Annotated in this window: 17 protein-coding genes; 10 read left to right on the forward strand and 7 right to left on the reverse strand. The window is 44.7% G+C overall.

The annotated features are described in order from the left end of the window. The first annotated feature begins 90 nt into the window (after positions 1-90). On the forward strand, positions 91-966 hold the full coding sequence (locus PWYN_RS13005; RefSeq protein WP_052087924.1) for a copper amine oxidase N-terminal domain-containing protein: 876 nt from the start codon (positions 91-93) through the stop codon (positions 964-966). Between the two features lie 109 nt (positions 967-1075). On the opposite strand, the gene pepT is transcribed toward PWYN_RS13005, so the two are convergent. Both pepT and PWYN_RS13015 read right to left on the reverse strand, forming a co-directional pair. Beyond that, complete coding sequence (gene pepT, locus PWYN_RS13010; protein WP_036652286.1) at positions 1076-2308, reverse strand: peptidase T; 1233 nt, start codon at positions 2306-2308, stop codon at positions 1076-1078. 966 nt (positions 2309-3274) lie between these two features. After that, entirely contained in the window at positions 3275-4297 is a 1023-nt protein-coding gene (locus PWYN_RS13015; RefSeq protein ID WP_084146703.1) for an LLM class flavin-dependent oxidoreductase, read from the reverse strand. Between the two features lie 571 nt (positions 4298-4868). Here PWYN_RS13015 and PWYN_RS13020 point away from each other — a divergent pair. From PWYN_RS13020 to pgmB, 5 genes are all read left to right on the forward strand, one after another. Further along, positions 4869-5873 carry a LacI family DNA-binding transcriptional regulator gene (locus PWYN_RS13020; protein ID WP_036652290.1) on the forward strand — a complete coding sequence of 335 codons (1005 nt, stop codon included), beginning with the start codon at positions 4869-4871 and terminating at the stop codon, positions 5871-5873. 343 nt (positions 5874-6216) lie between these two features. Next, positions 6217-7632, forward strand: coding sequence for an ABC transporter substrate-binding protein (locus PWYN_RS13025; protein WP_036652292.1), 1416 nt, complete (start codon positions 6217-6219; stop codon positions 7630-7632). Positions 7633-7841: 209 nt separating this feature from the next. Continuing rightward, positions 7842-8924, forward strand: coding sequence for a carbohydrate ABC transporter permease (locus PWYN_RS13030; RefSeq protein WP_036652294.1), 1083 nt, complete (start codon positions 7842-7844; stop codon positions 8922-8924). Then, positions 8924-10015 (forward strand): carbohydrate ABC transporter permease, encoded by a 1092-nt coding sequence (locus PWYN_RS13035; protein WP_036652297.1) that lies wholly within the window; start codon positions 8924-8926, stop codon positions 10013-10015. Before PWYN_RS13030 ends, PWYN_RS13035 begins: the two co-directional genes overlap by 1 nt. 59 nt (positions 10016-10074) lie before the next feature. Further along, a complete protein-coding gene (gene pgmB / locus PWYN_RS13040) occupies positions 10075-13080 on the forward strand; it encodes a beta-phosphoglucomutase (protein WP_157261151.1) in 3006 nt (1001 codons plus the stop codon). A 65-nt stretch (positions 13081-13145) separates the two neighbouring features. On the opposite strand, the gene PWYN_RS13045 is transcribed toward pgmB, so the two are convergent. The 3 genes from PWYN_RS13045 to gtfA are packed head-to-tail and all read right to left on the reverse strand — an operon-like array spanning position 13146 to position 16101. After that, positions 13146-13601, reverse strand: coding sequence for a DinB family protein (locus PWYN_RS13045; RefSeq protein WP_036652299.1), 456 nt, complete (start codon positions 13599-13601; stop codon positions 13146-13148). 50 nt (positions 13602-13651) lie between these two features. Then, positions 13652-14629, reverse strand: a complete 978-nt coding sequence (locus PWYN_RS13050) for a LacI family DNA-binding transcriptional regulator (RefSeq protein ID WP_157261152.1) — start codon at positions 14627-14629, stop codon at positions 13652-13654. A 17-nt stretch (positions 14630-14646) separates the two neighbouring features. Next, positions 14647-16101: a sucrose phosphorylase gene (gtfA, locus tag PWYN_RS13055; RefSeq protein ID WP_036652304.1), complete on the reverse strand. Its 1455-nt coding sequence runs from the start codon at positions 16099-16101 to the stop codon at positions 14647-14649. Between the two features lie 249 nt (positions 16102-16350). Between gtfA and PWYN_RS28070 the strand changes: the two genes are divergently transcribed. The 3 genes from PWYN_RS28070 (at position 16351) to PWYN_RS13075 (ending at position 20832) form a co-directional block, all read left to right on the forward strand. Next, on the forward strand, positions 16351-19320 hold the full coding sequence (locus tag PWYN_RS28070) for an ABC transporter substrate binding protein (RefSeq protein WP_052087925.1): 2970 nt from the start codon (positions 16351-16353) through the stop codon (positions 19318-19320). A gap of 119 nt (positions 19321-19439) precedes the next feature. Next, positions 19440-19898 (forward strand): hypothetical protein, encoded by a 459-nt coding sequence (locus PWYN_RS13070; RefSeq protein ID WP_036652307.1) that lies wholly within the window; start codon positions 19440-19442, stop codon positions 19896-19898. A gap of 16 nt (positions 19899-19914) precedes the next feature. Beyond that, positions 19915-20832, forward strand: coding sequence for an HD-GYP domain-containing protein (locus tag PWYN_RS13075; protein WP_036652309.1), 918 nt, complete (start codon positions 19915-19917; stop codon positions 20830-20832). Between the two features lie 54 nt (positions 20833-20886). On the opposite strand, the gene PWYN_RS13080 is transcribed toward PWYN_RS13075, so the two are convergent. Together PWYN_RS13080 and PWYN_RS13085 are read right to left on the reverse strand one after the other, a co-directional pair. Continuing rightward, positions 20887-22320, reverse strand: a complete 1434-nt coding sequence (locus PWYN_RS13080) for an aldehyde dehydrogenase (protein WP_276203424.1) — start codon at positions 22318-22320, stop codon at positions 20887-20889. A 3-nt stretch (positions 22321-22323) separates the two neighbouring features. Then, a complete protein-coding gene (locus tag PWYN_RS13085) occupies positions 22324-23301 on the reverse strand; it encodes an aldo/keto reductase (protein ID WP_036653812.1) in 978 nt (325 codons plus the stop codon). A gap of 93 nt (positions 23302-23394) precedes the next feature. Between PWYN_RS13085 and PWYN_RS13090 the strand changes: the two genes are divergently transcribed. Further along, positions 23395-24000 (forward strand): flavin reductase family protein, encoded by a 606-nt coding sequence (locus PWYN_RS13090; RefSeq protein WP_036652311.1) that lies wholly within the window; start codon positions 23395-23397, stop codon positions 23998-24000. Positions 24001-24004 lie beyond the last annotated feature (4 nt).

The following is a 24004-nucleotide window of genomic DNA, read 5'->3' on the forward strand; positions in this document are numbered from 1 at the left end:
ATATTTGTTCTCTAAAACTACCCTTTACGAAACTTTCCGCGCGGAGACACGTCCATATATTCACAGTAAAATATGGGAGGATTTTGATAAATGGTTCTTTTAAAAAAGATACTACCTGCTTGTATGGCATTGTTCCTTGTTACTCAAACTCTTGTATCGGCTGCTCCTGCTCCCAAACCAGTCATTATAAATATCAATGGTTTATTTATTGCTACAGACATCAACCCTCATATTCAGTCAGGTAGAGTAATGATTCCAGTTCGAACGCTCGCTTCGCTGGGATTGACCTATTCTTGGAATGTTCTATCACATACAGCTACAATTACGAATCTGGCAAAAGATACATTTACAATGATTCAGGGGAAGAGTATCGCTTATAAAAACGGGCAACCGGTACAGATGGACAGCGAAGCCAATAACTATAATGGTCGTATGATGGTGCCAGCACGTTTTGTTAGTGAAGCTTTTGACTACAAGGTCTACTATGAAAAGGCTCGTGGAATTTTGTTTATCTCAAGCAAGGATTACTCCCCTAGCAGCAAAATTTTGGAGGCATCTACTCTTAAGGAGGCCCGCTTGGCGGCTATCTCCATTCCGATTATGTTTTCCTTCAAACCCGATTTTGGAAAAGAGGGCGACTCGTCAGGAGGTTTTTACAGCTATTCTTTCGCAGCTAATGATGCCTCACGTTACACTTACAATGATGGTTATGCCATAACAGTGGTTGAAATTAATAACGGTGCAGCAAATGCGGTCTGGCAATATTACACTGTGGATATCCCAGGTTATGGGCCAACTACTTTAGGTGGAGAAAGACCTGATAAAATGGAGGAAATGTTCCATGACTTTTTTAACTATTCTGATGGAGTCTTCTATCGGCGGACTAATGGATCAACTGAGATATTTAAATACACAACACAAACATACGGGGATATCATTCAATTCGTTCCTGATTCAGAGGAGTAATGAGGACGGAACAATTCTGCTGAAGAATAACAAATGAAGAAGGCACCTCATCTGGAGTGAATCCAGCGGGGGTGCCTTTTGATTTTAAATCAGGATCGGTTGAAATCGCTTAAGCCTTTTGCTCAAACAGCTTAGTAATTTCGATAATAACTTCAGTAGCCTTAACCATATTGTCTGCAGAAGCATACTCGAACTTACCATGAAAGTTCTCTCCACCCGTAAAGATATTGGGGGTTGGCAATCCCATGTAGGACAGCTGAGAACCATCCGTTCCACCGCGAATTGGACGAATAACGGGTGTGATTCCGAGGTGTACCATTGCTTCATGGGCAATATCAACAATATGGCGTACAGGCTCGATTTTTTCACGCATATTGTAGTATTGGTCGTTGATCTCAAGTATGACGTTCTCCGAACCGTGAGTGCTCTTGAATTCATCGACTACACTGGTTATAAAAGCCTTCCGTTCCTCAAAATGCTCTCGATCAAAGTCGCGGATAATGTAATGGAGCTTGCTCTGTTCAGCATTTCCCTGCATCGAGATCAGATGAAAGAACCCTTCAAACCCTTCTGTGAACTCAGGGGCTTCATTCGCCGGAAGTCTATTGTGCAGAGCCATGGCGATTTTGGATGAATGGATCATTTTCCCCTTAGCTGTCCCTGGATGAACGTTTACTCCATGGATTGTAATTTTAGCAGCTGCGGCATTGAAGCTCTCATATTCCAGTTCCCCGAGCGGCCCGCCGTCAACCGTATAAGCATAAGCTGCACCAAAAGCAGGAACATCAAATCGATGTGCTCCACGTCCGATTTCCTCGTCAGGAGTAAACGCTACTCTTAAAGTACCGTGTTTGATTTCAGGGTGATTCAAAAGATAAGTCATAGCTGTCATAATCTCGGCCATACCGGCTTTATTGTCGGCGCCAAGCAGAGTGGTACCGTCTGTAGTAATTAGCGTGTGTCCTTTGTATTCGTTAAGCTCAGGAAAGCTAGCCGTAGAAAGCACGATATTCAGGGCCTTATTCAAAATCAGGTCGCCGCCCTGATAGTTCTCAACGATTTGTGGATTCACATCCTTGCCAGTAAAATCGGTAGCCGTATCCAAATGCGCTAAAAATCCGATGACCGGGACTTCTTTGTCGCTGTTGCTGGGAAGAGTAGCCATGACATATCCGTTCTCATCTATAGTCACGTCTTGCATGCCGATCTCTTGAAGCTCATCGACCAGCTTACGGGCAAGCACCCACTGCCCTTCCGTCGAAGGACAAGTATCACTATCCTCATTCGATTGTGTATCTATCTTCGCGTAGGAAATAAATCGGTTCATAACCTCTTGCTTCAACTTACCCATCTCCTCTATATAGTCGTATGTATATAGTAACATTTTCTACGTTTAGTCTCACTTTAATGCTTTATGGAAGAGAAGAGGTCAGGGGTTTCTGCTGAAATAGGGGGGGAGGAATAATATATGGAAAAATCTGTGGGGCTTTCTCCCTCTTTTTTCGTGTTTTTTTTGCAAAATACTGTAACTTTAGACTCGAATTTTAGTCATCGAACTGCACCGCACGCGAACTGTAACAAACTCGCACCCGAACTACACCGTACAAGCACCCGAACTCGCACCGCATTAAACTAAACTCGCACCTGAACACGAATCCGCACCGCACCCGCACCCGAAATGCACCTGAACACGAATCCGCACCCGCACCGCACCCGAAATGCACCTAAACTCGAATCCACACCGAACTAAATTCGAACTCGAATCCGTACCGCACCCGAGAATGTACCGAACTCGAACGTGAACTCGTACCGGACCCGATCCTAAACTTGCCCTCTCGCGGACAGTGTAGCAACTAATGATGTATTAATCCGTTGGTTGATCATTGAAGGAACATAGCTAGAGCTGAAATGTTGTATAAAGTGCAGGAATTAGTGGGTATCGGGTGTGTTGAAGTCAGAAATGTTGTATAGAGTGCAGGAATCGGTGGGTATCGGGTGTGTTGAAGGCTGAAATGTTGTAGAAAGTGCAGGAATTAGTAGGTATCGGGTGCGTTGGAGGCTGAAATGTTGTATAAAGTGCAGGAATCGGTGGGTATCGGGTGTGTTTGGGGGTCCGTTGCTCAGTAGTTTTCCTATACAGTGCTACTTGTACATGCGTCCATCATACGATAGATCATATATTATCTAAAAATTATCAAATATTTTGTCGAATAGTGGTGCTTTGAGGAACCACTTTTAGTGAATGGTATGAAAAAGACTGATCCTCCGGTTTTACCGTGGATCAGCCTTAATTATTAATAATTAGATCTTAGGAGACTAATTCGCCCTTAATAGCTTCAGCTGCAAGCTTATAGGAATGTAAGCGAGCTTGATGATCATAGATCTGTGAAGCGATGATAAATTCATCGGCGTCTGTGTCCGCAAGAATTTGTTGTAATCTTGCATGGACAGTTGCTTTGTCTCCTGAAATGGAATACTGCAGCTTATCCTGCAGGATTGCTTTTTCCTGAGGAGACCATAAACCATCCAGACTATCAACGGGAGGCTGGAGCTTGCCGGTACGACCGCGGATAATGTTAAGAAATTGCTGCTGCTGGGAAGTAGCCAGCTTGCGTGCTTCTTCTACGGTTTCAGCCGCAGTGATGCCTAGACCAACCATAACATGCGGTTTATCTAGATGCTCAGAAGGCTGGAAGCTGCTGCGATATAGATGAAGAGCGGGGAGCAGATAATCCGGTGCGAAATGGCTGGCAAAAGCAAAAGGAAGACCCAATTGGCCAGCCAATTTAGCACTGAAACCGCTGGAACCCAGAAGCCAAATCGGAACGTTAAGTCCTTCTCCGGGGATCGCCCGAACTCCCGGTGGACGGGAACTGCTAGCAGTGGGGTCGAAATAGGCCCGCAGTTCGCTTAGTTGCTCAGGGAATTCACTGCCATCGCTGCCAAGACCGCGTCTTAATGCCCGGGAAGCAGGTTGATCGGAGCCAGGTGCACGGCCGAGCCCGAGGTCTATACGGCCGGGATATAAGGATTCCAATGTTCCAAATTGTTCTGCGATCACCAGAGGAGCATGGTTGGATAACATAATTCCTCCTGAGCCCACGCGGATAGTACGGGTGCCTGATGCTACGTGACCGATAACCAGTGAAGTAGCTGAACTGGCAATACCGGGCATATTATGATGTTCTGCCAGCCAATAGCGGTGATATCCCCATTGTTCGGCATGACGGGCCAAATCGAGTGTATTATGAAGTGAATCCGCCGCTGTCCCTCCTTCAATAATGGGGGCAAGGTCCAACACGGAAATCGGAATGTCCTGCAATAGCTTCAATATGATCCCTCCTAAAAGTTTTGCGAAGCAAAACTGCCTCGAAAGCGTAAACTATAAAGTTTTGCGAAGCAAAACTGGCTTCGAAAGCGTAAACTATAAAGTTTTGCGAAGCAAAACTGCGTCGTAATCGTACACGCTACATATAATCTGATTATCTTTTAAGCAGTATTTGCTGCTTTCTGCTAATCTACACGATATTATAACATGAAGTTAAGTCATTTACCTACTTTTAGTAAGTTTACAGACGGCTCTGTAGTCATCCATAACCCCGAACCGATAAATAATCTATTTGACGAATCCAATTCATCTGAAAAGCTTCTCAGATTTTATACATGAATATCGCCAAAAAAAAGTAGTTTTAAATATAAATTTAAGCTTGGAGAAGTACTTTTTCAAACAGCTTTCTAATATATATGTTTTTTTGACCTTATTTAATGACTGGATTCCAACGGAGTTTCTATATATAACCTAAGGAAATAAACTTGTAAGCGGTTTAAAAAAGATGTTGTGCTTTTCAGATCAACTTGCTATAATCACCTTGAAAAGGTTTTCTAAAAAGGAAGTACACACTATGAAGCCAACAATTCGAGATGTCGCCAAGATGGCTGAAGTATCTATCAGTACCGTATCCCGTGTGATGAATGCACCCGAGACGGTGATAGAAAGCAAGCGCAGCAGAGTTATGGATGCAATCCAGACCCTGCAGTATCAGCCTAATGCTTTTGCACGAGGTCTTATCTACAAGAAGTCATTTACACTCGGTTTACTCATCCCGGATATTGAGAACCTGTATTTTGCAGGGGTTATCCGTGGAATGCAGGATGCGTGTATCAAACTCGGTTATAGTCTAATGATTTGTAACACCGACCGAGACAAAGAACGCTTACTGTCATACATTGATGCCTTTCATGAGAAACAGGTAGACGGGATTGTTTTCGCCAGTGATGTTCTGTACCCTGAGTACTATGAGAAATTAGTGGGCTGCCGAATACCATTTGTGCTGGTCTCCTCACATTCTGATGAGTATGACATTCCTTGTGTGGAGATTGATGATGAAGTTGCCGCATATGATGCAGTGAAATTTCTAATTGAGCTGGGTCACAAGCAAATCGGGATGATTGGTTTTAACCATGATAATTCCATTTCAGGTCCGCCGCGTTACGATGGATTTGTAAGAGCTCTGAATGAATTTGGCTTGGAGCACAACGTGGAGAAGATCAAATTTGCTAATCATCGCTTTGAACACGCTTATCAAGCTGCTCATGAGTTGTTCACTGAGTACCCGGAAATAACGGCTGTATTCTGTGTCGCTGATGAATTCGCAATGGGTACGATTTCGTACTTGAAGGATCGGAACATTCATGTACCCGGTCAAGTGTCGGTCGTAGGGTTTGATAACCTGCGGATGTCCACTATGTTTATTCCAAAGTTAACTACCATCGCACAGCCTATTTATGATTTAGGATACCGCGCAGCTGAGAAAATACATGAGCTTCTTACTACGGGAAGCGTAGAGGTAAAGCGTGAAAAGATGGAACATAAATTGATAGTGAGAGAATCATCACGTGAAAAATGAGACACTCTCCTTTTTTTCACAAGACTCTGAAAAGCTTTTCAAATTATCGAAAGCTCAAAACTCTTAAAAGCCTTGAACTAGACTATTGGAACCATATAATTGATTATTTAAGATTAAAAGTATAATTCAGGACTATTGGAAACCTTTGGGCAGTATGCTATGATGGAAATGTAAGCGTTATTTCGGAAGATATTCTCGCAGGTTAGACCATTTCGTTAAGTATCTTTAATTCTTTTTGAAAAGCTTTGCAAGGAGGTGATTCAGCCAATAGACGGCTCTGGCATCCACATATTATTCATGAAGATGCAATTCTCTAAACCAATTAAAGGGGATGTATGAAAAGATGAAAAAAGCTCCAGGACGCAAAATGCCATTGGCAATTGTGCTTTGCTTGTCATTTACAATGATGCTTAGTGCATGCGGCGGTAATGGTAATAACAATGCTGCACCAACAAATGCACCGGCAGCAACAGAAAAAGCAGCTGAACCGGCATCGACAGAGAACACCAGTACCGACACAGCCGGATCACCACTGGAACTGGCGATGAAGGGTGACTATAAAGGAACAAAAGTAACCATGTTCGGCCCGTTCGTAGATGCCGACCAAGTGAAGTTTGAGAACAGCATCAAGGATTTCGAAGCCAAGACAGGCATCGATATCCAATATGAAGGCTCCAAAGAATTTGAAGCTACTATTAATATCCGCGTAGATGGCGGAAATGCTCCGGATATCGCTGACTTCCCGCAACCAGGTTTACTTTCATCCATTGCTAAAACTGGTAAAGTAGTCGATCTGACAACTGTTCTGGATCAGGACAAATTGAAAGCGAACTACAACCAAAGCTGGCTGGATATGTCCACCATGGACGGTAAAGACGGCAAAATCATGGCGGGTATTTGGAACCGCAGTAACGTGAAGAGCCTTGTATGGTACCCTAAGAAACAATTTGAAGAAGCCGGTTACAAGATTCCAGAAACTTGGGATGAAATGTTGGCTTTGACTGAGCAAATCGCAAAAGACGGCGATCCTGCATGGGCAATTGGCATCGAGAGCGGCGCAGCAACAGGCTGGGCAGCAACCGACTGGGTAGAAGATATTATGCTACGTACTACTACTCCTGAGAATTACGACAAATGGGTAAAAGGTGAGCTACCATTCACTTCCCCAGAAGTAAAACATGCAATAGAAGTCATGTCCAAAATTTGGTTGAATAAAGATTATGTCTATGGCGGTACAAAATCCATCGTTACCACTGCATTCGGCGATGCTCCAAAACCTATGTTCGACAACCCGCCAAAAGCTTGGTTCCACCGTCAAGGTAACTTTATTACAAGCTTCTTCCCTGAAACAGCAAAAATTGATGAGGATTATGGCTGGTTCTACCTACCTTCCATTGACCCTCAATACGGCAAACCAGTACTCGTAGCCGGTGATATTTACTCCATGTTCAATGACCGTCCTGAAGTTCGTGCGGTATTGGAATTCTTCACAACAGGTGAATCCATTAAGACTTGGGTTCAATCCGGTGGTGTAATCGCACCAATGAATGACGCTTCCCTGGACTGGTACAGCTCTGAGTCAGATCGTGCTATGGCTAAGTTGGTTCAAGATGCATCGACCCTTCGCTTTGACGGTTCTGACCTTATGCCTGGTAGTGTAGGCGCCGGAACGTTCTGGAAAGGTATGACAGACTATGTGAGTGGCACAGCTACTCTGGATCAGGCTCTTGAGCAAATCCAGTCTGGCTGGAAAAATTAATTACATTAATACAATGATGAACTGTTGATTGGCTAGGATTCCACATGAAGAGGGGCAGCGAGAACGGAAGAAACATCTGCCCCTCTTTTTGTTTTATAAAAAATGGTTGTAACAATGCTTACGAAGAGAGTTTTGCCTACGGCAAAACTTTAAAGATGATGCTTACGAAGAGAGTTTTGCCTACGGCAAAACTTATAGGAGGAGCTAAAATGGGTGCACAAGCAAAGCAAAAAATCAGTATAAAGGCGGTGCTCTTATCCCTAGCTGTATTATTAGCTAATATCGTGGTAAACGGGCTAATTTTCAGATTTTTCCGGGATTCAACACTTAATCCGCTGGTTACTGCTGTTCTTGCCGTCCTTTGGGGCGTGCTAGGCGTTTATCTAATTTACTATACCTTGACCTGGGCGGTTGAGCGGTATCCTGAGTATATCCGAACCAGGGTACTACCTTATGTATTTATCGGCCCCGCAGTTATTCTACTAGGCTGGTTATTGATTATGCCTGCACTGCGGACGTTATACTTAAGTTTTTTCGATGCTTCTTCCGAGAAATTTGTGGGATTAAGCAATTATGCAGCCATATTCAGCGATCATTTGATGGCCACTGCACTGCGCAATAACTTATTGTGGGTATTCTTAGGAACTTTGGCTTGTGTTACCTTCGGCTTGTTGATTGCTATTCTGGCAGACCGCAGCAGCTATGAAAAAATCGCTAAATCTATCATTTTCATGCCAATGGCTATTTCCTTTGTTGCAGCAGGTGTCATTTGGAAATTTATTTACTACTATCAGCCGGGTGATGAGCAGATTGGTTTGCTGAATGCGATCGTTACTTATTTTGGGGGCGAGCCGCAGGCTTGGACCAGCATGCTGCAGCCTTGGAACAACCTTTTCCTCATTGTAATTTTGATTTGGATGCAAACGGGTTTTGCGATGGTTATTTTCTCAGCAGCAATTAAAGGTGTTCCCGAAGATATTATGGAGGCTGCTCGTGTGGACGGCGCCAGTGAGATTAAAATCTTTTTTGGCATTATGATTCCGTATATTTCAACCACGATCCTGACGGTCACTACAACTATTATTGTCTTCACATTGAAAATATTTGACGTCGTCATGGTGATGACGGGTGGTCAATACGATACAGAGGTGGTAGCAACACAGTTCTATCGACAGTTCTTTATGTACCGCAACTTCGGTTACGGCTCGACGCTGGCTATCGTTCTGCTGATTGCAGTTTTACCAGTAATTCTTATTAATCTGCGTCAGTTCCGCAAGCAGGGGGGATTCTAATGGTCGGCAAGAAAAAAAGAAAAGGTGGCAAGACGGTAGTTAATATCGTCCTCGGATTGATCTGCGCGATATGGCTGCTTCCAACACTGGGTCTCTTTATCTCATCCTTTCGGCCGGCGGCAGATATTCTGCATACCGGTTGGTGGAAGATATTCCCGCATCAGGAATGGAAGTCTGGCAAGACCATTCAACTCTCCAAGGATGTGGACCTTCGTCAGCCTATAGAGGTGAATGGAAAGACCTATAGTGACGATCAGTTAAAAGCAGGCGTTGCAGCAGACGACGGCCGTCTACTGTGGGAGAATCGCAGAGCTCGTACTGTAAATGTTCAAGAAAAAGGCTGGAAAGTGAAAACGGATGTAACACTCGATAACTACAAAAATGTTCTATCGGGTAAGGAATATAAGATTAAGGAAGCAGACGGTACCGAAATCACACAGAAGGGCTCCGGTCTTTCCCAAGCCTTCTGGAATACACTTACGATCGCCGTTCCCGCGACTGTAATTCCGGTGTTGATCGCCTGTTTTGCCGCTTATGCCTTCGCTTGGCTGCGGTTTCCGGGTCGAAAAACCTTGTTCGTCATTATTATTGCGATGCTCGTAATACCGATTCAGGTAGCGCTTATTCCAGTGTTGAAGGATTTCACGTCGCTTGGCCTGAACGGAAGTTATCTGGGGATTTGGTTAGCACATACTGCATTTGGATTACCACTGGTTACGTACTTTATGTACAACTTTATCAGCCAATTACCGAAGGACCTGTTCGAATCCGCCTTCATTGATGGTGCAAGTCACTTCACGATCTTCAGCAAACTGATTCTACCGTTGTCCGTACCTGCATTGGCATCTATCAGTATCTTTCAATTCTTATGGGTCTGGAATGATTACCTCGTCTCGCTTATTTTCATTGGAAATCAGCCGTCTGTACAGGTTATGTCCATGAAAATTGCCGACCTTGTAGGATCACGGGGGAATGACTGGCATTTGCTCACCTCGGCAGCTTTTATCTCGATGCTGACGCCGCTGGCTATTTTCTTCCTGCTGCAAAAGTATTTTGTCAGAGGACTTATGGGCGGGTCGGTGAAGGGTTAATCCATAGCTAAAATGAATATCACAGAGAGCAGACTGCTTTTAGGAGGGGCCTTATAGAGATGAAGATGAAACCATACGAACATCCAGAAGCATTATATCCTTACCGTGAGTGGAGCTTGGGTGAGGATGCGTATAATGATGAGAACAACCAACGTAGTGAGAGTATATTTGCACTTGGCAACGGCTATATCGGGATGCGGGGTAATTTTGAAGAAGGTTATCATGGAGATAAAGGAACGTCTGTAACCGGCAATTATCTAAATGGATTTTTTGACTCGGAACCTATTGTCTATCCGGAGGGTGCCTATGGGTATCCTTCCCGTAACCAGGCTATGCTTAACGTTACCGATGCCAAAATCATTGAACTTCGTATTGATGGACATCCCTTTCATTTAAATACGGGCCATGTGCATCGGTATGAACGGAAACTGGATATGAAGAACGGTATTTTGCACCGGTTGGTTGAATGGGAATCACCAGCCGGTCACCGCGTACTCCTGCAAATTCGGCGGGTGGTAACCTTGCAGCATAAACATTTGGCGGCCGTAGATTATGAGGTTACGGCCCTGAATTTTGACGGTATGGTTACGTTTCATTCGGTTATGGACGGCAAAATTGCCAAACAGGAGGTTACTGATGATCCACGCCTCGGGGCGGGCAGTGCCGAGCCGAGCTTGCTGCTGGAAGGGTCCGAGCATGGTGAATCCCTTATCTGGATGAAGCAGCGGACACGGCATACACGGTTTGCGCTGTTCACAGCTATGAGTCACACCGTGCATTCGTCATCCGGCTATGAAATGACGGAGAAGCTGGAAGGAGAACGAATCTCTGCAGAGTTTGAAGTTCCGGTACTTAGCGGGGAGACCGTATCGCTTACCAAATACATCTCCTATCATACTTCCAAGGATTATCCGGAAGACGAACTGATGGGTCGGAGTGTTAATGTACTGCAGATGGCGGAGAATACGGGCTTTGAGGGTCTGGCTCTAGAACAACAAGCCTACCTAGATACCTTCTGGAGTCGGACAGATGTAGAGATTAACGGTGATCCTGCGTTGCAGCAGGGCATTCGCTTCAATGCGTTCCAACTGCTGCAATCCGTGGGCCGGGATGGCGTTACGAACATCGGTGCCAAAGGGCTGACAGGTGAAGGCTATGAAGGCCATTATTTCTGGGACACGGAAATGTACATGCTGCCCTTCTTCACATTCACCCAGCCAGAAATTAGCAAGGCACTGCTGGAATTCCGCTATGCCACACTTGGCAAGGCTCGGGAACGGGCGACTGTTATGTCCCAGAAGGGGGCGTTATATCCTTGGCGTACCATTGACGGGGAAGAGAACTCATCCTATTTCCCGGCGGGTACAGCGCAGGCGCATATCAATGCCGATATTGCCTATGGTCTCAAGCAGTACGTACAAGCAACGGGTGATTATGAGTTTTTGGCTGCCAAGGGTGCAGAGATATTGTTCGAGACTTCCCGTTTCTGGGCAGACATGGGACATTTCAATCCGGCACGTGGCGGGGCTTTCTGCATTGATGCGGTGACGGGACCGGATGAGTATACGGCAATCGTCAACAACAATGCATATACCAATCTGATGGTGCAGGATCAATTGAACTTTGCTTTTCAAACAGCGGGGCTGCTGAGAGAGAAGTACCCTCAGGATTATGAGCGCCTTCAGAAATCGCTCGGACTGACTGAGGAAGAAGTTCAGGGTTGGCTGGAAGCAGCACAGAAGATGTTCATTCCTTTTGATGATGTACTCGGAATTTATGCACAGGATGATACCTTTCTAACTAAGCGAAAATGGGATTTCGAGAACACACCTGCAGATAAGTATCCGCTGCTCTTGAATTATCACCCTCTTGTGATCTATCGACATCAAGTGCTTAAGCAGGCTGACTTGGTAATGGCTATGTTCCTGTTGGGAGAAAAGTTCAGCTTAAGCGATAAAATCAGGAATTATAACTATTATGAGCCGCTGACCACGCATGACTCTTCCTTATCACCTTGTATCCATAGTATTGTCTCAGCGGAAATAGGAGATTTGGAAGAAGCTTACGCTTACTTCGACCGTACAGTACGAATGGATCTGGATGATATTAATCGCAATGCCAAGGATGGATTGCATACCGCAGCAATGTCAGGCTCATGGATGTGTATCGTAAATGGGTTCGGTGGTTTACGTCTTCATGAGGGAGTGTTGTGCTTTAATCCGACATTGCCACAACAGTGGGACAGCTACCGCTTCAAGATTGTAAACCGCGGACAATTGATTGATATATTGGTCAGTCCGGGAGAAGTAGTCTATACACTTGTGGAAGGTAAGGGATTAGAGATTAAGCATAAGGGACAAAGCTTATTATTATCTCCACAGGAGCCGGTAAGAATGTCGCTTATGAAGAAACTCGAGGCTGTAATCTTTGACCTAGATGGTGTTATTACAGATTCTGCGGAGTATCATTATCTGGCTTGGAAGGCATTAGCTGAGGAGCTTGGACTTTCCTTCGACCGGGCAAAGAATGAACGGCTCAAAGGTGTCAGCCGAATGGAATCTCTGGAGATCGTGCTCGAAGATAGCGGACTACACCTCTCCGAGAAGGAGAAGCTGGAGCTGGCTACGAAGAAAAATGAGAACTACAAACGGATGATCGAGCGGATTACTCCTGCTGATCTATTGCCGGGGATTGGATCGCTGTTGGACGGCTTGCAGGCCCGCGGGGTCTCTATTGGATTGGCCTCAGCCAGCCACAATGCTCCCTTAATTCTAGAAAGATTAGAGGCAGGTCACTGGTTCCAGGCTGTCGCTGATCCGGGAAGCATTGCTAAAGGGAAACCCGATCCAGAGATCTTCCTTCTGGCTGCTGAAATGTTGGGTGTAGATCCTATGAACTGTATAGGTGTAGAGGATGCAGAGGCTGGTGTTCGCGCCATCCAAGCTGCAGGTATGAAGTCGGTGGGAATCGGGTCTTCCGATCAGCTTGGAGCTGCTGATCTGTTGTTGTCATCTACTTTTGAGCTTAGTACGGACCTGCTATTCGGATTGTTTAATCGCCAATAAGAGTGAAAAATCCCCCGTCTCATCTTCCAATAAGGGAGCGGAGCGGGGGATTTTTAGCATAGCGATTATAAAAAATCAAAGTCAGGGAAAATCTGTCCCAGATGTTGCTTCATATGCTCAAGGTAATCTTCTATTAACCATTCCAATGTGACAGTGCCTCCTTGAGGGAGCAGATACACAAGAGATAGTTGAAGGGGGGCCAGAGTAGAAATAACGCGGATTACAGACTGGTTGAGACTTACCCATAGATTCAATATCTCATCCGGGTCTGCGCTGCTATAGTTCTGGGCATCCACCCATTGGTTTTGATTGTATGAAGTTAGGTCAAGGGGCTGGGACTCATGCTGAATCCTAATAAACCGCGATAGGTTGTTGATGGCTGAGTCGCATAAATGTCCTAAAATTTGCAGCCGGGACCACTTTCCTTCTGGATGCAGTTCAACCCATTCCGTATGAGAGAAGCTGTGATACAACTTAGGAACTTGTTGAAGCAATGAATCTAACCCTGAAACAGTGTTCATGATCGTTACCCCTCATTCGGTTATTTAGCATCACTTGTACTAAGTATGATTTAGGTTGTTCCGCCTACTTCTAATTCTACAGGGAATATATGCTCCATGGCGACCGAATGTCCTTCTACCTGTTCAAGGATCAGGTCAACAGCCAGCTTACCCATAGCTTCAATGGGCTGGCGAATGGTTGTGATAGACGGTGTCAGGAGGCCTCGAAGAGAAATGCCGTCATAGCCGATAATCTTAATATCCTCAGGAACCCTACGCCCGCTTTCACGGCAGGCTTTAAGAGCATAGGCGGCAATAACATCACTGCTGGCAAAGATACCATCCACATCGGGATGTTCCTGAAACAGCAGCTCCAGCAATCTTTCATATTCATGAAAGTTAAAGCCGTTAATATCGGTATGCAGAGAGGTGTGCCAAATCCCTCTCTGCTCCACGATGTCCTGAAACGCTTTATGTCTATCCAGAGACAACACATTTAAATGCGGGTGGCCGCCAATATGAGCCAGCTTGCGGCAGCCTCTGTCTACAAGCAGTGTGGTTGCCAATAATCCGCCCTTATAATTATCCGAACAAATATAAGGGATATCATCAGAAAGCTTCCGGTCAAAGGTGACAACCGGTAAATGGATCTGATTATAGGCTTCAACTTCTAAGGTATGACTGCCCATGATAATACCATCTACCCTGCTGGATCGGAGCATGTCAATATGGTCTAATTCCTTGCTTTTATCCAGTTGGGAGTTGCACAGTAGCAGCTTATAACCGTGGCGGTAAGCGTGATCCTCGATATGTCCGGCTAATTCACCAAAGAAGGGGTGGGATACATGAGGAACAATCAATCCAATGATATTAGACTTGGAGCGGCTAAGGGAGCGAGCCAGCTCGTTGGGGCGATAATTCAGCTCTTTCATCGCCCCGTATACTTTAGCTTTCAACTCTTCGCTTAAATAACCCCGGTTGTTCAGCACTCTGGAGACCGTTGTAACGGAAACGCCAGCCTTGAGTGCAACATCTTTTATTGTAGGCATGTCAATGCTCTCCTAAGTTATACGTCCTTAAGGCAGGATTCCTCCCCGGTAACTTCGTCAGCATAATGAATGGAGAACTGACGTGTAACCAGATCGGCCTGCAGGGTTGCCCGCAGATTCTCGAGATTCCAGGTTAATTCTAACTTGGAAGATACACCAGTGTCCACTACTGTAAGCTCTCCGTCAAAGACAGGATAGGAATTGCGGAATCTCATCAAGTTAAATAATCTCTTCAGTACAGGGCGTTCCAAATTCTGCTCTACTTCTTCCCGGGAGTAATAATGGCGATTAATATTACGGCCCACCTTCGTTTCCTCCAACAGTTCAATATCATTCTTACCTGCCAGCAGACCCACATAATACACTTGTGGAATTCCTGGTGTGAAGAACTGAATAGCGCGGGCAAGAACATAGGCGTCATCATCGTCACCCAGTGCGGAATAATAGGTACAATTCAACTGATAGATATCCAGATTATTGTAGGCCATGGTGTTGTATACCTTTTTAACGTTAGCACCCTGCGAGAACAGGTTGTTTTTTGTTTCTTCAATTTCTTCCGGAGTCAAAAGATCGGCCACATCTACAATCCCGATTCCATCGTGTGTATCCAGTGTGGTGAACTGCTTTCTTGGACAGATGGTCAGCCAATGGGCTAGACGCTCGGACTTACCGCTATATAGGGCATGCAGAACAAGCATAGGAAGTGCGAAATCATAGACCCAGTAACCTTTCTCCGCGAGCTTCATTTGAATGCTGTAATGCTCATGAATTTCAGGTAGCAGTTCAACCCCGTACGGTTCAAGAATAGCTTTTACCTCATCTAGCATTTCCCAAGTATCCGGTTCAATGAAGAAGCAACTCGTTCCCGCCTTCTTGGTGGCATAAGCAAATGCATCCAGACGAATAATCGAGGCTCCGCGCTCGGAAAGACCCTGTAGATGATGCTTCACGAACTGTTTAGTGGTTTCGGTGTACATATTCAAATCTACTTGTTCTTCATCAAAGGTACACCAAATTTTCTCGGTGCTTCCATCGGCAAAGGTTACGTCAATGTAAGGGGCACGGGGCTTGCGTTTATATATGGCATCCACATCTTCCTGGGTAGGCTCTCCGCCTGGCCAAAAGTCCTTATAACGGATGAATAGGTCGGCATATGGTGATTGGTCTTTATTATTCTTAAAATCATTGAAATACTCCGAGCTGCGGGAGATATGATTAATCATGAAGTCATACATCAAGTAGAAATCCTTGCCCATCAAGGCGATATCATCCCAGGAACCGAAGTCAGGGTCTACTTCCTCATAGGTTAGCGGTGCAAAACCGCGGTCTGCAGAGGACGGGTAGAACGGCAAAATATGCACGCCTCCGATAGTATCGGTAAAATGTTCTTTCAGAAGCTCCGCAGTTTCTTTTAAGTTACGCCCTAAGCTGTCGGCATAAGTAATAAGCATCACATTGTTTTTAATGGTCAAAAGTGTACTCCCCTGTCATAAGAAATTGGATTTCATGGTAACCCTTACATTCCTATTATAGGGAAACTACAAGATGTATGTCAACCGGTTGACATACATCTTGCATAATTTATTCTATTCAAAAAAGTATGGCTTTTAAAAAGGAAAAGAGGAATGAGCAAAAGAACCACGAATTAGTTAATATTGTCGAAATTTCCCGATTTATTAGTGGGTATAAGGTCTTAAGCGAAGACGAATGGGAGTGTAAATATGGGGGATGAAAGAATCTATCTCAGGATGTCGATTTATAGCCTTGTTATGATTCTGTTCCTTAGTATGACGGTATCCTTTCGACTGGAAACCGTTAGTGCGAAGCAAGGTTCAGCCCCGAATGTATTGATTCTTAATTCATACCATAAAGGCTTTGATTGGACCGATGACCAGAATGAAGGGATAGCAGACCGTTTCAAAAAAGCCGATACTATACCCACTATCCATAGTGAGTATTTAGATTGGAAGCGTTATCCGTCGAACGAAAACCTGAATAATTTTTATACTATGATTAAAGCGAAATATCAGTCTATTCCTATAGATGTAGTTGTTGCTACGGACAATGCAGCCTTGGATTTTGCTATGAAATATCGCAAGGAGCTTTTGAGTGATGCCCCTATTATTTTTAGCGGGGTGAATGAGGCAGATGTGAAAAGAATCAAAGATCGAAATAACATTACCGGTGTGCTAGAAGAAATTGATCCTACAGAAACTCTAACCATGGCTTTAGAGATTAATCCTTCTATTAATAAAGTTTATGTGCTCTTTGATAATTCTGAGAGTGGCGCATCCACGGGCCAAATGATTATCGATAAGATATTATCTCTAGATCTTGGGTTGCAGGCTTATCCTATGAACCGCCTAACTAGTGAAGAAATCATGCTTAAGGTTTCGACACTTCCTTCTAACAGTATCATTCTTATGTCTACATATTTTAGTGACGCCACAGGAAGAATTATTGAATTCGGCCGTTTTTCGAGTGAACTCAGTGAGAACAGCCGTGTACCGGTTTACCATACTTATGATTTTGGATTAAACCATGGTGCTTTTGGCGGAAGTATGATCAGTGGAAGGATTCAGGGTCAGAGAGCTGCAGAGATGGCGCTGCGTATACTACACGGAGACAATCCTAATAGCATTCCTATATCTTCAGGGGATACCCTTCGTAAGGTGTTTGATTATAATGAACTGCAGCGGTTTCACATTTCTTTGCGGGAACTGCCAAAGGGAAGCGAGGTTATGAATAAGCCCTTCTCCTTTTATGAGACGTATAAAAGCCTTGTGCTCAGCATTATCGGGGCCTTTGTCGTATTGCTTGCATTCATTGCCATCCTTTTGTTCTATGTGGGCTTAGTCAAACGGATAAGAAAAAACCTGGAGAAGAGCAACGAGCGATTTGGACTTGCGGCTTACGGCTCTGATGCGGTCATTTGGGATCTGGATATGTCCACAATGGTTTACTATTTCTCAGACAGCTGGTATGAATTGCTTGGGTATGAGAGGGATGAGGTTGACGAGACGCGGGGCGGATGGAAAAAGCTACTTCATCCGGAGGATATCGAAGAGGAAAATATGCAGCGGACCCAGCATCTGGAGGGCCGGACGACTTATTACTACAGTGAATATCGGATGGTTGCCAAGTCAGGAGAATATAAGTGGTTTCAGGCCCGGGGCAAGGTGTTGCGGAGTTCAAACGGGGAATATATTCGCTTTGCGGGATCGATAATTGACATCACAGACCGCAAAGGGTACGAGACCAAGCTGCAAATGAGCTATCAGGAGCTGGAATCTACTTATGAAGAACTTACGGCACTGCAGGATGAGCTGCTGGGACAGTACAACAAGGTAGTAGAGAATCAGAAACTGCTGCAGAACAGTGAAGAGAAATATCGGCTGTTGGCCTATAATGATGTGCTCAGTGGCTTGCCTAACCGCCTGTCATTAGGTGAAGAGTTGAAATCATTTATTGAAGAAAATCCCGACGGTCATGCGGCAGTATTCTTTTTGGATATTGATAACTTTAAGTATATCAACGATACGATGGGGCATACCTTTGGCGATCAATTGCTAATTAAAGTGGGAGAGCGTCTGCTCGACCTGTCTGATGATCAAAGCAGGCATTATCGTTTTGGCGGTGATGAATTTGTTATTCTACTAAAGAATATTACAAGTGCGAGTGAGGCTATTGCCTATGCAGAGGCTTTGGTTCAAGGTTTCAAGGAGCCTTTCCAGCTAGGGGAGAGTGTTGTTCATATTTCTACCAGCATAGGCATTGCCACGTATCCTGAGAATGGTATGAATGCGGAAGAACTTCTGAAGAATGCCGATATCGCCATGTACAAAGCCAAAGAAGCCGGTAAAGGAATTTATGTTGTTTATGGACAAGCGATGCAGAAGCATTTTGATGAACGAATGATTATTGAAAAGCATCTAAGAAATGTAATTCCAAATAATGAGCTCTCCTTGCATTACCAGCCTATAGTTAATATTACTGGAGAGATGTGGGGCTTTGAAGCTTTATTGCGTTGGAATAGCCCGGTGTTAGGGTTCGTCTCCCCACTCTCTTTTATTAGAATTGCTGAAGATTGTCGATTAATCGTACCGATCGGTGAATGGGTGCTGCGTACAGCCTGCCTCTTCATTAAGGACCTGCATGGAAAGGGTTATGAGGGGTATCGGGTATCCGTTAATATTTCCGTCATTCAATTGATGCTTGAAGAATTCTCGAATGTGGTACTTTCAATCCTGGAAGAAACAGGGCTATCTCCGGAATTTCTTGAGCTTGAGATCACGGAATCGATCTTCATGGAGTCCTTTGAGACCATTGGTGCTAAGCTGGAGCTTCTGAGGGATAAAGGGGTCAGTATTGCCTTGGATGACTTTGGAACAGGCTATTCTTCACTCAGTTATTTGAAGCAATTGCCGATAAATACATTAAAGATTGATAAATCTTTTATAGACAGCATTGATACCCCTAACAATATGTCTTTGGCAAACTCTATAGTGACTATTGGTCATGACATGGGGCTGAGCGTTACGGCAGAAGGGGTGGAAACGTTAGAACAGCTTGCTTTTCTCGAACAAACCAATTGCGACAAAATACAAGGCTATTATATCAATAGACCGATTGTTGAAAGAGAGGTGGAGGACTGGATAAAGAGCCAGTTAGCAGATCGTTTAAAGTCTTGATTATACCGATCCCATTTCTATGTGAATTGTCACAAATAGCAGTATTGTAACTGGTAAACATGCCCAACGCATACTATAATAATATAAAACTAAAGTTAAAATTAGAAGGGATGGCTTAAATGTTTAAAAAAGTACTAGCAAGCAGCTCAATCCTGTTTTTGGCCTTATTTCTAGTAAGCACTTCTGTCTTTGCAGCAACAACGGATACTACTACTCTCACTAAGAATCAACAAGAGGCTTTAAGAATTATTGAGACAGCTAACGCTGAAATAGCCGCAAAAATTGACACAGCGGTTGCTGAAGCAGATGCACTGCAAGCTACCTATGTAGCTGAGATCAGAGAGATTCAGATTAAAGAAAAGGGATTAACTTTAACCAAATTGATGGCAGAGCGCAAGGCAGAATATACTAAAGTCTTAAATGAAATTAGTACTACCCTCTATAATGAAACGCTGGCAATCTCTCAAGAAGCCATCAGACAAGCCGCTAAGCTTGGAGTTAAAGCAGAATGCAGTTGGGTTTTGGTGAAGCTGGCTGATACAACGATTTGGATTGACCCTATAGCTGTATCTATGTAAGGAAGGAGCGAATCACATGAGGGGCTTGAGCCTTGGAAAAGACGGAGATGGCATAGAACAAGAACAACAAGGATCTTCCAACTTCCTCCTCTTGGCAAGGGGTGACGGCTCGGAAGTGATTCTACAGACTATCGAAAAAGGAAAAGTATTTTATGTGTACCCTAGTGAAGATGCAGAGACGCTGGAGTTCTTTTACATACTTGAAGGTGAATGCACAAGTAACGTCGATGAAAAAAGCGTTGTATTAAAACGAGGCGACTATTTTTACTCGCAGCAACTACAGGATTCGGTGTTTTTTAATGTTTTAACTGATATAAAGATGTTGTGGTATACTACTAAACCTGCGTTCCACTTAATTAGTTCTATGATTGGAAAGCTCGCAACTGTAGTTAAGAAAGTGGAAGAAAAGGATAATTATACTTATCAGCACAGCGGAAGAGTACAGAAATACTGTTTGCAATTAGCCATAATGTTAAAGCTATCGAAGGACCGTTTGGAAGACTTATATTTCGCGGCCGCATTCCATGATGTAGGAAAGATTAATATTCCAGAAGATATTCTGAATAAGCCAGGGCGTTTAACGGAAGAGGAGTTTGATATCGTTAAACGTCATTCTTACGATGGATATGTTTTAGTGAAGGATCTTTACTATAATAATATTAGCCACATTATTCTCCAACATCATGAACGACTGGACGGTTCGGGATATCCTTACGGCCTGAAAGAAGATGAGATTATGCTGGAAGCCAAGATAATCGGAATTGTTGACACTTTCGATGCCATGACTTCAGACCGGCCTTACCGGAAAGGGCTTGATGCAACGATTGCTATGGCAGAGTTGAAACGATTGTCGGGAATTCATTATGATGCTCATCTTGTTGATTTGTTTGAGAGAGCACTAATAGTAGATGGAACATTGCAACCCGCTGAATAAAAAAAGAGCTATTCCTTATAGGAATGGCCCTTTTTTATTTTTATTGCAACCAGCTTATTTCAAAATCCTCCGAGCAAGCTTCACCTTATCCTTATAAGGCGGGTAGACAACGCCGAGGTCTATCCTCGTGCTGCGTTTTACAATGCTTTTGCGGTGGGAAAAGAGGTCGAAGCTATGTTTGCCGTGGTAAGCACCCATACCTGAGTTACCGACTCCGCCGAAGGGAAGGTTGGGACTGGCTACATGGGAGATCGTATCATTAATACAACCGCCACCAAAGGAAACTCTGCTCAGAACCTCATGTTCCACATTTCTATCCTCTGTGAACAGATATAATGCCAGGGGTTTGGGATGGTCCTTAATGGTCTGGATGGCCTCCTCTAAATGGCTGTACTCCATGATCGGGAGTATGGGCCCGAAGATTTCATCCTCCATCGAAGCTTGATCCCAGGTTACAGGGTAGAGCAGAGTAGGCTCTACGTATAAATCCTCCGGTGCCACCTTACCGCCCATAATTATTTTCTCTTTATCACGCTCAATTAACCCGGCTAGTCTCTGAACCTGACGTTCATTAACGATCCGGCCATAATCAGGGTTGTTCTGCGCATCGGAGCCATAGAATACCGTGATATAATGCTTGATCAGCGAAATCAGCTCAGCTGCAATATCACTATGAGCAAGTAAATAATCAGGGGCGATGCAGGTTTGACCTGCATTAATCAGCTTACCCCAGACGATGCGCTTGGCTGCAAGCTTCAGGTTAGCACTTTTGTCGACTATGACAGGGCTCTTACCCCCAAGCTCCAGCGTTACAGGGGTGAGGTTCTTGGCAGCTGCCTCCATCACAATCCTGCCGACCGGCACACTTCCAGTGAAGAAGATATAATCGAATTTAGCGTGAATAAGCAGGGATGTGGTTTCTCTTTCACCCTCCACTACACGGATATAGGACTTATCAAAGGTTTCACTAATCATATCCCGAATAAGGGCCGAGACTCTCGGAGTACTCTCTGAGGGCTTGAGGACAGCTCCGTTACCGGCAGCCATCGCTCCAATCAAAGGTTCCAGCAGCAATTGAAACGGGTAGTTAAACGGGCCTATAATGAGTACCGTTCCGTAAGGCTCGCTTATCGTATAGCTTTTGGACGGAAATAAATGCAGGGGCGATTTGACCCTCACAGGCTTCATCCACCGGTTCAGCTTCTTAGTCACGGATCTTATACTGTCGAGGACAAAGCCTATTTCGTTGGAGTAAGCCTCGAATTCGCTTTTATGAAGATCGGTGTTCAAAGCGGTAAAGATTCGGCTTTCGTTGCGAAGGATGACCTCCCTCAACTTCTGCAGCTGCTGGATTCGAAACGAAGCCTCTCTTGTAATGCCGCTGTCAAAAAAATGCCGATGTTCTGCAAGCATGTCGTCTATATGTTGAGAAGTTAGTTGTTCCACTGAAAAACACTCCTTTGGGCTGCTGGTAGGATACGAACGGATTCTTTATTGTGGTAAACGGTAAAAGGCGAACGGCTCTCCATGACGAAAAGAGCTGCTGGCTTGATCGAGATTGTCCAGCGTGTGCTGATCTAGCGAAATAGAGATACTTTTCAAGTTTTCCTTAAGCTGTTCGACCTTGGTGGCACCAACGATAACAGTGGAAACGGCAGGTCTGCCCATCAGCCATGCTAAAGAAAGTGCAGTAGGCGAATGTCCGAGATCTGCGGCAATATGCCCAATGGTTTCTCCTAGCTTAATACGGCTGTCGCTGAGAAATCGGCGGAAATTAGGGTCCGTATCTGCACGAGAGCCTGCTGGCGCGGTGGTACCTGCATTGTATTTTCCGGTCAAAATACCTCCGGCAAGCGGAAAGTAAGGGATCATTCCAATGCCTTGATCCAGACAAAGCGGCACAAGCTCTTGCTCAGGTGTCCGGTCTGCGAGGGAGTAGCTGCACTGAATGGATATATATCGAGAGAAGTTCTTCGCTTCACTGATACTGAGAGCTTTCATGAGTTCCCAAGCCCAATAGTTGGAGGCACCGATATAGCGTACCTTCCCTGAGGAAATCATGTCATCTAACGTTCGCAAGGTCTCCTCAAGCGGGGTTCGCGGATCAAAGGTATGGATCTGGTACAGATCAACATAGTCCGTTCTTAGGCGGCGCAGGCTATCTTCCAGCTCCTGCATAAGATGGTGGCGGGAAGAGCCCGATCCGTTCGGGCCTTTTCTGGCAACCAGTCCGGCCTTGGTTGTTAAAACGGCCTGCTGCCGTCTGCCCTCAAGCGCCACTCCGATCATACGCTCGGACTCCGTTCCTGCATAAATATTGGCCGTATCTATAAAATTAATACCTTGATCCAAAGCTGCATGTATAATCTCAATGGACCCCGTTTGATCGGCCCGTTTGCCGAAGGCATTCGTACCGAGTCCGAGAGCAGATACTTGTAGTCCACTAGGGCCAAGCTGACGATAATCCAGGGGAATCACTCCTTAGTTGTAGGCATGACAAATGGGTTATGATATATATAAGTATAATTCATTTGGTTACCAATGGAAAAAAGGGGGATGTAAATGTTTATCCGTGCAGAAACACAGACGGTTCATGATAATTACAAGCTATTGATCGGCAGTATTGTACCTAGACCTATTGCCTTTGTAACTTCTATAGATGAAGAGGGAATTGTGAATGCAGCACCGTTTAGTTTCTTCAACATTGTAAATAATGATCCGCCTATGATTATGTTCTCCTGTAATCGGTTGCCGAATGGGGAGATGAAGGGGACCTCCCGTAACATACTGAGCCATAAGGAATTTGTGGTTCATATTGTAGACGAGGATAATATCGAAGCGATAAACTACACCTCCATTAATGCGCCACATGGGATTAGTGAAATCAGTCTCGCGGGGCTTACGACGGTTCCGGCACAAGAGATAAAGGTTCCGCGTGTACAGGAATGTAAGATCGCCATGGAATGCAGGTTGGTGCAGCACGTCGATCTGGGTACATCCGATATGATTATCGGCGAGGTCTTAGTATTCTATATTGAAGATGAGCTTTATGAGAATGGCCGGATTAACATCGATAAGCTGAAGCCAGTAAGTCGTTTGGCAGGGGCCACTTACGGGACGATAGGGCGAACATTTGATAGGGCTAGACCCCTATATGACAGCAAATAAAAAT

Origin of the sequence: Paenibacillus wynnii, from assembly GCF_000757885.1 — a bacterium.
Lineage (GTDB): Bacteria > Bacillota > Bacilli > Paenibacillales > Paenibacillaceae > Paenibacillus_AQ > Paenibacillus_AQ wynnii.

Coding starts and splice junctions, on each gene's coding strand:
- PWYN_RS13005 (WP_052087924.1), top strand. CDS start 91: ATGGTTCTTTTAAAAAAGATACTACCTGCTTGTATGGCATTGTTCCTT.
- PWYN_RS13020 (WP_036652290.1), top strand. CDS start 4,869: ATGAAGCCAACAATTCGAGATGTCGCCAAGATGGCTGAAGTATCTATC.
- PWYN_RS13025 (WP_036652292.1), top strand. CDS start 6,217: ATGAAAAAAGCTCCAGGACGCAAAATGCCATTGGCAATTGTGCTTTGC.
- PWYN_RS13030 (WP_036652294.1), top strand. CDS start 7,842: ATGGGTGCACAAGCAAAGCAAAAAATCAGTATAAAGGCGGTGCTCTTA.
- PWYN_RS13035 (WP_036652297.1), top strand. CDS start 8,924: ATGGTCGGCAAGAAAAAAAGAAAAGGTGGCAAGACGGTAGTTAATATC.
- pgmB (WP_157261151.1), top strand. CDS start 10,075: ATGAAGATGAAACCATACGAACATCCAGAAGCATTATATCCTTACCGT.
- PWYN_RS13045 (WP_036652299.1), bottom strand. CDS start 13,601: ATGAACACTGTTTCAGGGTTAGATTCATTGCTTCAACAAGTTCCTAAG.
- PWYN_RS13050 (WP_157261152.1), bottom strand. CDS start 14,629: ATGCCTACAATAAAAGATGTTGCACTCAAGGCTGGCGTTTCCGTTACA.
- PWYN_RS28070 (WP_052087925.1), top strand. CDS start 16,351: ATGGGGGATGAAAGAATCTATCTCAGGATGTCGATTTATAGCCTTGTT.
- PWYN_RS13070 (WP_036652307.1), top strand. CDS start 19,440: ATGTTTAAAAAAGTACTAGCAAGCAGCTCAATCCTGTTTTTGGCCTTA.
- PWYN_RS13075 (WP_036652309.1), top strand. CDS start 19,915: ATGAGGGGCTTGAGCCTTGGAAAAGACGGAGATGGCATAGAACAAGAA.
- PWYN_RS13090 (WP_036652311.1), top strand. CDS start 23,395: ATGTTTATCCGTGCAGAAACACAGACGGTTCATGATAATTACAAGCTA.